The organism is Massilia sp. MP_M2, assembly GCF_039123635.1.
Classification (GTDB): Bacteria; Pseudomonadota; Gammaproteobacteria; order Burkholderiales; family Burkholderiaceae_D; genus Telluria.
Genome location: NZ_JBCHJF010000001.1, coordinates 753,303 through 765,254 on the forward strand (window position 1 = coordinate 753,303; position 11,952 = coordinate 765,254).

Annotated in this window: 9 protein-coding genes; 7 read left to right on the forward strand and 2 right to left on the reverse strand. The window is 64.1% G+C overall.

The genetic code is table 11. From position 1 onward, the window contains the following. The 7 genes from RCH14_RS03370 (at position 1) to RCH14_RS03400 (ending at position 9,846) form a co-directional block, all read left to right on the forward strand. The gene (locus tag RCH14_RS03370; RefSeq protein WP_343024737.1) at positions 1-1,758 is read left to right on the forward strand and encodes a DUF4153 domain-containing protein; all 1,758 of its coding nucleotides are present in this window, start codon (positions 1-3) and stop codon (positions 1,756-1,758) included. A 225-nt stretch (positions 1,759-1,983) separates the two neighbouring features. Continuing rightward, positions 1,984-3,210, forward strand: coding sequence for a hypothetical protein (locus RCH14_RS03375; RefSeq protein WP_343024738.1), 1,227 nt, complete (start codon positions 1,984-1,986; stop codon positions 3,208-3,210). A gap of 9 nt (positions 3,211-3,219) precedes the next feature. Beyond that, a complete protein-coding gene (locus RCH14_RS03380; protein WP_343024739.1) occupies positions 3,220-3,621 on the forward strand; it encodes a hypothetical protein in 402 nt (133 codons plus the stop codon). Between the two features lie 66 nt (positions 3,622-3,687). Then, on the forward strand, positions 3,688-5,256 hold the full coding sequence (locus tag RCH14_RS03385) for a methyl-accepting chemotaxis protein (protein ID WP_343024740.1): 1,569 nt from the start codon (positions 3,688-3,690) through the stop codon (positions 5,254-5,256). A gap of 325 nt (positions 5,257-5,581) precedes the next feature. After that, positions 5,582-7,306 carry a type IV-A pilus assembly ATPase PilB gene (gene pilB, locus RCH14_RS03390; protein ID WP_343024741.1) on the forward strand — a complete coding sequence of 575 codons (1,725 nt, stop codon included), beginning with the start codon at positions 5,582-5,584 and terminating at the stop codon, positions 7,304-7,306. A 19-nt stretch (positions 7,307-7,325) separates the two neighbouring features. Next, positions 7,326-8,558 carry a type II secretion system F family protein gene (locus tag RCH14_RS03395; protein ID WP_343024742.1) on the forward strand — a complete coding sequence of 411 codons (1,233 nt, stop codon included), beginning with the start codon at positions 7,326-7,328 and terminating at the stop codon, positions 8,556-8,558. Positions 8,559-8,802: 244 nt separating this feature from the next. After that, positions 8,803-9,846 carry a S41 family peptidase gene (locus tag RCH14_RS03400; protein ID WP_343024743.1) on the forward strand — a complete coding sequence of 348 codons (1,044 nt, stop codon included), beginning with the start codon at positions 8,803-8,805 and terminating at the stop codon, positions 9,844-9,846. A gap of 186 nt (positions 9,847-10,032) precedes the next feature. Here RCH14_RS03400 and RCH14_RS03405 read toward each other — a convergent pair whose 3' ends face one another. Further along, on the reverse strand, positions 10,033-10,575 hold the full coding sequence (locus RCH14_RS03405; protein WP_343024744.1) for a hypothetical protein: 543 nt from the start codon (positions 10,573-10,575) through the stop codon (positions 10,033-10,035). Positions 10,576-10,907: 332 nt separating this feature from the next. Continuing rightward, complete coding sequence (locus RCH14_RS03410) at positions 10,908-11,933, reverse strand: porin (protein WP_343024745.1); 1,026 nt, start codon at positions 11,931-11,933, stop codon at positions 10,908-10,910. Between the last annotated feature and the right edge of the window lie 19 nt (positions 11,934-11,952).

The window sequence follows — 11,952 nt, forward strand, 5'->3', positions numbered from 1 at the left end:
TTGGCGCCGCACCGGCTCGGGCCTCTACGGATCGGTATCGGCCTGGCCCAGGGCGCGCTGCTGTACCTGCTGTACACGGCGGCGCACGACCAGACGTGGCCAGCGACCGTTCCACTGCTGTTCGCGCCGCTGGTCGCGCTCGGCGTGCTGCTGCCGGTCATCCTGAGCAGCGCCCTCGGCCACCTGCCGCGCCGTACGCTCGCAGGCTGGGCCGGCGCCGCCGCCGCCGCAATCGCGCTGCTGGCCATGTACGACATCTGGCGCCGGCTGGGCGGCGCCGACGTGCTGCGCCCGACGCCATCCGGTGCCCTGTGGGTGCGCCTGGCAGCCGGCTGCTTCATTGCCCACGCACTGGTGCTCGCCGGCGCGCGCGAGCACCGGCGCGTGGCGTCGTATGCCACGTATTTTGACGTGGCCTGGACCCTTGGCCTGCAGATCGCCTTCAGTGCGCTGTTCGTCGGTGCAACCTGGCTCGTGCTGCAACTGGGTGCGTCGCTGTTCGACCTGATCCGGCTCGACTTCCTGAGCCAGGCCATGCGCAAGGCCTGGTTCTTCATTCCGGTCAACACGTTCGCCTTCGCCAGCGCGCTGCACCTGACCGACGTCAAGCCGGCCATCGTGCGCGGCATCCGCAACCTGCTGCACGTGCTGCTGTCGTGGACCCTGCCGGTGCTGACGCTTCTGGTGGGCGGTTTTCTGGCCAGCCTGCCATTCACCGGGCTCGATCCGCTGTGGGCCACGCGCAGCGCCGCCGGGATGCTGCTGTCGGCGGCGGCCACCTTCGTGGTGCTGATCAATGCGGCGTACCAGGACGGCAGCGAGTGCCCGGCGCGCATCATCGCCATCTCGGCGCGCGTGGCAAGCCTGCTGCTGGCGCCGCTGACCCTGCTCGCGGCGTATGCCCTCGCGCTGCGCGTGCTCGACCATGGCTGGTCGCTTGACCGCGTGATCGCCGCCGCCTGCCTGCTGGTGGCGGCATGCTATGCAGGCGGCTACGCGGCGGCGGCCCTTCGGCGCGGCTGGCTACCCACGCTGGCCGGCGTGAACATCGCCGCCGCATTTACGGTGCTTGGCGCATTGGCGCTGCTGCTTTCGCCTATCGGCGATCCGGGGCGCATCGCCGTGGCCAGCCAGCTGGCGCGCCTGGATGCCGGCCAGATCACGTTACGGCAACTGGACGTGGCCTATCTATGGCATCACGGCGCGCGCTACGGCCGCGCCGCACTAGCCCGGCTGCAGAGCAACTCGACCGGCCCGGATGCCGCCTGGCTGCGGACTGAACTGGCGCGCCTGCACCAGCCTGACGTTGACACTGACACCGGCGTGGCGCACCCCGCCGACCAGCTGCGCGTGTGGCCGGCAGGCGCCACGCTGCCGGCCGGCTTCGCGCAGACCAATTGGCGACGCACGCAGCAATGGGCAAACCTGCCGCGCTGCATGCGCAGTCAGAACGCCGTATGCGACGCGTTCGTGCTCGATCTGGGCGGCGACGCCAGGCCCGAGGTGGTGCTCGTTGGCGCCGATGGCGAAGGCGGCGCCGTGTTGCGCCAGGACGGGCGCGGCGCGTGGGAACTGGCTGCCAGCCTGCCCGTCATGCTTGGCGATTGCGTGCCCCTGTTCGAGGCCATGCGCGCCGGCAGATTGCGCACTGCGCCGCCAGCGCTGGCAGACCTCGAGATCGATGGCCGCCGGATTCCCTTGCAGAATGCGCCCGGGCATATCGATTGCGGCACGCCATCTGTCGATCGCACGGATTAACTTGCCACAATGGAATCTCTCCTGACCACCTTCTGTGTCAGTTAGGCCACACTACAGCGCGAATTGTCTCAAATACTCTCCACGTGTCATAAAAATGTTGCTGTCAATATTGCCGGGTGGATAGAATAAATTCCAGTATGTACCGGCGCTCTTGCCTGCTGCCCTTGTTAGCGCCGTCGTCCCAAGCAGCCTACGTTTCAGTTTATTCCTATTATGAAAAAAACAATGATCGCCAGTCTGCTGGCGCTGCCTCTGTGCGCGTCGGTCGCACAGGCACAGGAGAACGCCGTAAAAATCAGCGGCTTCGGCACCGCTGCCGCCACCTACTCGGATGACGACCGCGTCGAATTCGCCCGCCCTAACCAGGCGAGCGGCAGTGCAGGCGACTTCCGCACCGGTATCGACTCGAACCTCGGCCTGCAAGTCGACTACACCGTCAACGAGTGGCTGTCGCTGACCGGCCAGGGCCTGGTGCGCAAGGACGCCGAGGAGCATTATGGCGCCGAATTGAGCTGGGCCTTCGCCAAGTTCCGCATCTCGGATGAGCTGAGCGTGCGCGTGGGCCGCGTGGGCCTGCCGATCTTCATGATCTCGGATTACCGCAATGTCGGGTATGCCAACACGATGCTGCGCCCGCCGTCGGAAGTGTATTCGCAAGTGCCGTTTAACAGCGTCGATGGCGTCGACATCACCTGGCGCAAAGACTTCGGTAACACCAGCCTGACGACGCAGTTCGCAGCCGGCAGCACCAAGACCCCGGTGAGCAGCTTCCACGTACGCGGCAAGGACATCCTGGCGCTGAACCTGGTGGCCGAAAACGGTCCGTTCACGCTGCGCGTCGGCCACGCCCGCACCAAGATCACGCTGGACGACCTGCCAACGCTCAATACGCTGGTCGGCTCGCTGCGCGCCGCCGGCGCTGGCTATCGCCTGCCCCAGCTGACCGCGCTGGCCAGCGAAGTCGAAGCCAACGGCGACAAGGGCACCTTCAACTCGATCGGCCTGACCGCCGACTGGAACAACTTCGTGCTGCAGAGCGAATTTGCCAAGCGCAAGACCGAGACGTATATCAACGACACCACGTCGTGGTACGTGATGGGCGGCTACCGCATCGGCAAGTTCCTGCCGTATTACACGCGCTCGGAACTGAAGATCGACAGCACCATCAACAACACCGTGCCGACCGCCTGCCCGGCCGGCTTCCCGGCCGCCTGCACCCCGACCCTGCAGGCGCTGCGCGCCGGCGTGAGCCGCATCGCCGTCTCGGGCGTGGGCCAGGGCGAACAGACCACCGACACCATCGGCGTGCGCTGGGACTTCTACAAGTCGGCCGCGCTGAAGGTGCAGATCGACCGCATCAAGCCAACCGGCAACGGCCTGTTCATCAACGTCAAGCCGGGCTTCTCCGGTCCTGTGACCGTCGGCGCCGTCGCCCTCGACTTCGTGTTCTAAGGAGCGACCATGAAAAAAATCCTCATCGCCGCCTGCCTGAGCACGCTCTTTACTACCCTTCCGGCCCTGGCCGAAGTCGTCGTCGTCGTCAACCCGAAAGCCGCCGAGAGCGCGCTGACCAAGGACCAGGTGGCCCAGTTCTTCCTGGGTAAATCGACGTCGATGACGCCGATCGACCAGCCTGACAGCGCCGCGGTGCGCGCCGAGTTCTACAAGAAGGTCGCGGACAAGGACGCGGCCCAGGCCAAGGCACTGTGGTCCAAGCTGGTGTTTACCGGCAAGGCCACGATGCCGAAGGAAGTCGCCGACCACGCCGCCGTCAAGGCGGCCGTCGCCGCCAACCCGAAGGCCATCGGCTATATCGACAAGAGCGCCGTCGATGCAAGCGTCAAGGTCGTTCTCACCCCATAAGCAAGTAATAACGACGCCCGCCACCGGCACTGCGCCGCGTGGCGGGCGTGGTATCTGGAGACAAGCATGAGCATCAAGCGCAGGATCTGGGCACTACCCATCATTTCCGCCATCATCTTCGGCCTGGGCGCCGGCATCAGCGCGACCATCGCGAACGGCGCCCTGAAGTCGATCACCACCACCGAGTCGGTGGACTATCCGCTGATGGACGCTGTCAAGGTCCTGTCGCTCGACATCGGGGCCGTCACCGTGATGCTGACCGATGCCGTCACCGAGAACGACAAGGCGCTCGTCGACCAGGCCAACAACCAGGCCGCCAAGGTCCGCACGGCGCTCGACCAGTTGGGGAAAATCCCCGGCCAGCAAGACACGAGCGCACGCCTGAACACCGAATTTGCCGCTTACTACACGCCGGCGCTGTCCACGGCCCGCATCATGCTCGAGATGGAGCAAGGTGACCCGCAGGCCACCGTCGGCGCCATGCAGAAGGCACTGGCCACGCTCAATGCCGACCTGGCCAAGACGGCCGATCTGGCCCAGCGCCAGTTTGCTGCCGGCATCGAAGCCAGCAAGAACAGCGTGCGCCAGACCGTCATCGCGATGGTGCTGTCGGCCCTGATCGTGATCGCGGTGCTGGTGGCGATCTCGTGGTTCATGGTGCGCACCATCTGGCAGCAGCTCGGCGGCGAGCCGGCCTATGCGCGCACGATCGCGCAGGCCGTGGCCGCCGGCGACCTGTCGATGGAGATCCACACCGAGGCGGGCGACAGCAGCAGCCTGCTGGCCGCGCTGAAAGAAATGCGCACGCGCCTGTCGACGCTGGTGGGCGACATCAAGGCCTCGGCCGACGCCATCGCCAGCGCCAGCAGCGAGATCGCCAGCGGCAACGCCGACCTGGCCAGCCGCACCGAATCGCAGGCATCGAACGTCGACCGCACCACACGCGCCATGGCTGAACTGACGGGCGAAGTGCGCCAGAATGCCGCCAATGCCAGCGAAGCCAGTGCGCTGGTGGTCACGGCCAACGAGATCGCCTCGCGCGGCGGCGACGTCGTCGGCGGCGTGGTCACGACGATGGGCGACATCAGCGCCTCGTCCAAACGCATCGTCGACATCATCTCCACCATTGATGGCATCGCCTTCCAGACCAATATCCTGGCCCTGAACGCGGCCGTCGAAGCCGCGCGTGCCGGCGAACAGGGCCGCGGCTTTGCCGTCGTGGCCAGCGAAGTGCGCACGCTGGCACACCGCTCGGCAGCCGCTGCCAAGGAAATCAAGGAATTGATCGGCGACTCGGTCGCCAAGGTCGACGCCGGCAGCACGCTGGTGGACGAAGCCGGCGCGACGATGGCGCAGATCGTCGACGCGGTGCGCAAGGTGCAAACCATCATGCTCGAAATCCGCGATGCCGGTACGCGCCAGAACGCAGGCATCGAAGATATTGGCCTGGCCATCGGCAGCATCGACGAGATGACGCAGCAAAATGCGGCGCTGGTCGAGGAAGCGGCGGCCGCGGCCGAATCGCTGACGGGCCAGACCGGCCACCTGACCGATGCGCTGGCGGTGTTCAAGCTTGCGCATGCACCTGGCGTGGCCGGCGCAGCATCGAACCCGCGCCTGGCGCTCGCACGCTAGACCGAGACCAAGGCAAGGGCGGCCGCAACATGCATCATGCATGGGGCAAAGTGTTGCGAAAACCCAGCTTTGCAAGGCAACCACAACAGTAATGGCTTTGCCAAGAGTGTTTCATCGCAGCCAATGCGGCTCACTCTGTAGCGCGGTCAATGCGCCAGGTGCCATGTGGACGATCCGGCCCGCCATGCCAGATTGCCCACATGACCACCTTGCTGCTGGCCGCACCAAAACCTTTACAAAAGTAGTGCCTGTAGGCATCATCGTTTGATCCGCCGGCGACTCTGGCGCCCTAGTCGCTTTCCTGAGGTACCCACACCCGGCTCATATGGCAGCAGTCCTCCCTCATCCGACCACCGGCACACCGTTGTCGGGCCTTGCGCGCGCGCTCGTCCAGGCCAACCGCCTGAGCGCTGTGCAGGCGGACATGCTGCACAAGAAAGCCGCACAGGAAAAGATCGCGTTCATCGATGCATTGCTGGCCAGCGGCGCAATCGAGGCGCGCGCGCTGGCCGCGTTCTGCGCCGAGACCTTCGGCTATCCACTGCTGGACCTGGCGGCGTTTTCGGTGGGCGTGCTGCCCGCCAGCGCCATCGATGCCAAGCTGATGCAGGCCCAGCGCGTGATCGCGCTGGCCAAGCGCGGCAACAAGCTGTCGGTCGCGCTGTCCGACCCCACCAACAGCCAGGCGCTGGACCAGATCAAGTTCCAGAGCGAAGCCACGGTCGAACCGGTAATCGTGCCGCACGACGCCCTGCTGGCCCTGCTGGCGACCATCGCCAAGGGCGCCGAGCAGGACCTGAGCGACCTGGCCGGCGAAGAAGCGGCGATCGAGTTCGCCGACGACGACAAGGAAGCCCCACCCCTCGAGGCGGCCAACGATGTCGAGGATGCGCCGATCGTGCGCTTCCTGAACAAGATTCTGATCGACGCGGTGACGATGGGCGCGTCCGACATCCACTTCGAGCCCTTCGAAAAGTTTTACCGCATCCGCCTGCGCGTGGACGGCGTGCTGCGCGACCACGCGTCGCCACCGCTGGCGATCCGCGAAAAGCTGGTCTCGCGCATCAAGGTGCTGGCACGCCTGGACATCGCCGAAAAGCGCGTACCGCAGGACGGCCGCATGCGCCTGATCATGTCGGCCACGCGCACGATCGATTTTCGCGTCAGCACGCTGCCCACGCTGTTCGGCGAAAAGACCGTCATGCGTATCCTGGACGCGACCCAGGCCCAGCTGGGCATCGACGCGCTCGGCTACGATCCTCACCAGAAGGCGCTGCTGCTCGACGCCATCGCCCGCCCCTACGGCATGGTGCTCGTGACCGGCCCGACCGGCTCCGGCAAGACCGTCTCGCTGTACAGCTGCCTGAACCTGCTCAACAAGCCGGGCATCAATATTTCGACCGCAGAAGACCCGGCCGAGATCAACCTGCCCGGCGTGAACCAGGTCAATGTCAACGAAAAAGCCGGCCTGACCTTCCCTGTTGCTTTGAAGTCTTTCTTGCGCCAGGATCCCGACATCATCATGGTCGGCGAGATCCGCGACCTGGAAACGGCCGACATCGCGATCAAGGCCGCGCAGACCGGCCACATGGTGTTCTCGACGCTGCACACGAACGATGCGCCGTCGACGCTGACGCGCCTGATGAACATGGGCGTGGCACCGTTCAACATCGCCTCGTCGGTCATCCTGATCACGGCCCAGCGCCTCGCGCGCCGCCTGTGCACCTGCAAGCAGCCGCTGGCGACGAGCCACGAAGCGCTGCTTGCCGCCGGCTACCGCGAAACCGACATCGACGATACCTGGATGCCCTACGGCCCGGTCGGCTGCGACCGCTGCCTGGGCTCGGGCTACAAGGGCCGGGTCGGCATCTACCAGATCATGCCGATCTCGCCCGCGATCGAGGCGCTGATCCTCGCCAACGGCAACGCGATGGAAATCGCGGCCCAGGCCGAGAAGGAAGGCATCAACTCGCTGCGCCGCTCGGGCCTCATGAAAGTCAAGCAAGGCCTGACGAGCGTCGAAGAAGTCCTCGGCTGCACCAACGAATAAGACTGCGAACAGGAACCCTATGGCAACTTCCCTATCCCCCAAGAGCCGCGGCGCACAGGTCAAGGAGAACGTGTACGCCTGGGAAGGCAAGGACAAGACCGGGCGCACCGTGCGCGGCGAAGTGCGCGCCGGCGGCGAAGCGATCGTCAACGTGACCCTGCGCCGCCAGGGCATCATGGTCACCAAGGTCAAGAAGAAGGTCTACCGCAGCGGCAAGAAGATCACCGACAAGGACCTGACCATGTTCACGCGCCAGCTCGCGACCATGATGAAGGCCGGCGTGCCGCTGCTGCAATCGTTCGACATCGTCGGCAAGGGCCACGGCAACCCGTCGATGGCCAAGCTGATCCAGGACCTGCGCAACGACGTCGAGACCGGCACCAGCCTGAACCGCGCGTTCCGCAAGTTCCCGCTGTACTTCGATCCGCTGTTCTGCAACCTGGTCGGGGCCGGCGAACAGGCCGGTATCCTGGAAGACCTGCTCACGCGCCTGGCGATCTACAAAGAGAAGACGCTCGCGCTCAAGGGCAAGATCAAGTCGGCGCTGACCTACCCGATCGCCATCCTGGCCATTGCGTTCATCGTGACCGCCGTGATCATGATCTGGGTGGTGCCGGCCTTCAAGCAGGTGTTTGAAAGCTTCGGCGCCGACCTGCCCACGCCCACGCTGGTGGTGATGGCGATCTCGGACTTCTTCGTCACCTGGTGGTACCTGATCTTCGGGTCGATGTTCGCCACCGGCTATTTCTTCTTCCAGGCCTGGCGCCGCTCGCTCAAGATGCAGCAGGCGATGGACCGCCTGCTGCTGCGCCTGCCGATCTTCGGCTCCGTGATCCGCAAGGCCACCATCGCGCGCTGGACGCGCACGCTGGCCACCATGTTCGCCGCCGGCGTGCCGCTCGTGGAGGCGCTCGACTCGGTCGGCGGCGCGTCCGGCAATGCCGTCTACCTGGAAGCGACGCGCAAGATCCAGAACGAGGTCAGCACCGGCACCAGCCTGACGGCGTCGATGCAGAATGCCGACGTGTTCCCGAACATGGTGATCCAGATGGTACAGATCGGCGAAGAATCCGGCTCGCTCGACGCCATGCTGGGCAAGGTCGCCGATTTCTTCGAGGAAGAAGTCGACGAGGCTGTCGCGGCGCTGTCATCACTGATGGAGCCGTTGATCATGGTGATTCTGGGCGTGCTGATCGGCGGGCTCGTGGTTGCCATGTATTTGCCGATTTTCAAGCTTGGGTCGGTGGTGTAATTGATCGCTGCAGGTTCTCGGAAAACTTTGGGGTGAACGCGCCGTGGCGCTCACTCAGGTCGCTGTAGTTTCGCCTCTGTTCGGGGCAAGGCTACAGCGTCAGTATGCCTATCAAAAATCCTGGTATTGAACGGCTGAGTTCAGCCAGGAGCAGCCTTTCGATGCTCGTGAAAATGTGCGCATCTTTCCCGCGTTGAGTGTGCCAAACTTTTGATCCTCCCCTCATCTGGAAGCGGATCTCAATATGCATCGAGCATTTGGCATCGCGGTCTTGGCCGCCATGTGTTTCACGCCTGCAGTGGGTGCACAAGCGCCTGCCAAAACCCTGTCTGTTTCATTGGCACGTGACGTCGCCAGCAAGACGGTCGCGCTTGTCGAAAGCCGTGGCCTGTACCCACGCCAGCAGGCGGAATATGACCGGGCCAGGATGGCACTGTTGGCCATACTCGAGGGTCAGCCGTCGGAAATCGGCCGGACAGCGCTGTACACACGCATCACCGATCTGCTGGCGACCCTCGACACGAACGGGCATAGTTTCCTGATCCCTGCACGCCATGAGTTGACCACACTGCGCACGCAATCAAAGGCAAACGATCTTCCACCGGCCACCTTCCAGGTGCTACAAACAAGCAAAGGCAAAGTGCTGCGCTGGACACCGCCGCCTGTCGTCAATAGCAGCATGACGGCCCTTGGCCCGTACCTGACACGCTTTCATGACGAGGCCGCGGCAACGCCCGACATCGCCAATGCCTGCGCCCTGGTGGTTGACCTGAGCGAGCAGACTGGTGGGAATGCCTGGCCGCCCCTGGTGGCAATGTCGCCATTGTTCAGCGGTGCCAACAACGCGATGTGGGTGGACCGCGACGGCAAGCGCACGGCGCTGGTAAATCGTGCTGGCCTGGAAGAAATGCGCCAGAGGACGGGTGAAGGCCGCGCCAATCCGTCAAGCCGCTTCGAGAAGGGACCGCTGGCGGTCGTCACCGACAAACGCACGTCGAGTGCGGGGGAAATGTTGTTGATTGCTCTGCTGGGCGAGGCCAGAGTGCAAACCTTCGGCAGCACCTCGTCAGGGATGACGACTGCCAACGTGACGTATCCTTTACCGGATGGCTCGACGCTGGTGCTGACACAATCCCGATATGCAATCGGGGACGGGCCGGTGATTCGTGGAGGCATTGACCCGATGCGCCAGATTCACCCGGGAGAGAGCTCAGTTGATCGGGTTGCCAACGCGGCTGAATGGGTAGCGGCAAACTCTGTGCGTTGTCGTCCCATCGAGTACAAATAACAGCGATCGAACAACGCCGTTGACCGTTCGGTTCGGGTCGACGGCTGCCAGTCGAAACAGTCAGTGACTTTTCCACCTCGACAACTTGCTGAGCTGTGACCGGCCGGATTCGGACAGGATTGGGCAAACACGGCTCGTTCGCACGTATATTTTAATGTAAGGCTGCTCGAGCGACGATTCTGTCAGTTATGCCAGACCGCGCCTGGAGCGGACCTTGCGCCACAGTGCGCGCCGGACGGTATGAACCGCCCACGATAACAGCGCAATCACGGCGCCGAATAGTCCTGGCAAAATCGGCCCGATCACGAACCCCATGCCGAAAACGAAGCCGAGCAGATACTCGCCATGCCACAGACGCAGCACTAGCGCCAGGGCTAGCAGACCGAAGAAGGCGTAGTCGACCAGCATGCTGCCTTGCGCGAACAGCAACGATAATGCGAGGCCATAAGCCAGAGCGCAAACGAACGCGACCAGCGCTGCAAAACCGTTCGCGCTGCGCGCAGCGCTACTCTCAGCGCGGCGACGTAACTGGCTAAGGGTCCACCATGTCAGCAGCGGAATTACCAGCAGCCCCCACCAGTTCGAGACGGCGGGCAGATCCGGATTCGCCAGCAGGTGGTGGGAGCGAACGCCACCATTCAGGTATTCCCATGCCAGGATGCCGGCTTCGGCGCCGAACGCGAGCAAAGTCAGCAGGAAGCGGCGATCATTGACTGAAACGGCTGGCATGATGTCCCTCGATGGCAAGTCGATGAAGTGGCCGACGCTAAGCCACTGACGCAGATTGCGTGTACAAGCGGGTCACGCTACCAGAATCCACTGCCCGAATCTACGGCCCGGATCGATTTCATGCCGCCGTCATATTGTGCAAGTAGAACGAGGGCCAATCAGCATTGGCACATCGGACTTTCCGATACAGATGCGACGTGGGCGACTCTGGGGATCACAACTCTGCCCCCTTGGGGGTCAGGCCTGTCATTCACTCTGCCCCAGACTTGCCACAGAGAGCCGTCCCCAGAGCCATTGGTCGCTTATAGCAATGTCCGCCCTTTCGCGCCGCCTCAAAAATCGTACCGCAGCCCAACCGCCAGCGCACGACCACCACGCACACCGCCGTCCACATCGGCCAGGCCACCACGGCGCGTCGTCAGCGCCGCCGTTTCGGCCTCGTGATACAGCTCGGCAAACAGCCTGGCGTCGGGCGACAGCGCGTAGTCAATGCCGAGGTGGACGATCTCGTCGCCGTAATTGTCGACCTTCGCGATCATCAGCTTGATCGTACTCTTGCCCAGCGCATAGTGGCCATACAGATTGACGGCGCGGTTGCCGTCCGTCGAAAAGCTGCCTGGCTGGCGATTGCCCGTCTGGAATGCCTCGTACTTCACCGCGAGGTACAAGGCATCGGCCTGGTGGCTCAGCGTGACGCCGTAGATGCGGTTCTTGCCATAGCCCGCGTCGCCACGGTCATCGAGCCCGGCCGCCAGGCGGGTGTCGCCGCGGACGTAGGTGGCCACCGCCTGCCAGCGCCGATCATCGATGCGCGAGGTCGAGCGGCGGTTGCCGCTGCTGGGGGCATAGCCTGCGCCAAACGACAGGCCGTTGTAGGCCGGCGTCGTATACGCGAGCGTCTTGGCCACCCGGAACACGGTGTAGGTCGCATAGCCGCTGTAGTAAGTGCTGAACATGTCCACTGGCGCCGCCACCGCGTTGTAGTAAGGCATCCACTGCTGGCCATAGGTGAGCGCGCCGAGCGTGCCCTTCACCCCGACGCTGGCGATGCGGATTGGCTCGTCCTGGTCATAGGGATCGCGCAGCCTGGCGTTGGCCACATCAACGGGCAGTTCGACCTGGCCAGTGAGCGCCAGACCGGCATTGATCGGGTAATTGCCGCTCACGCCCACGCGAGAATACGCATCGCGCAGGCCGGTGTAGGAGTCACCGCGGTCGGGATGGACCGATTCGACTTGTGTGCGCAACGAGCCGTAGAAGTCGAGCTCCGGCTTGTCCTGCGCAAACGCGGCGCTGCAGCAGAGAGAACCCGATAATGCAAACGCCATGCAGGCAGGTGTGGTGGTACGGAAAGTCATCGATGGTCTCCAGAGGTCA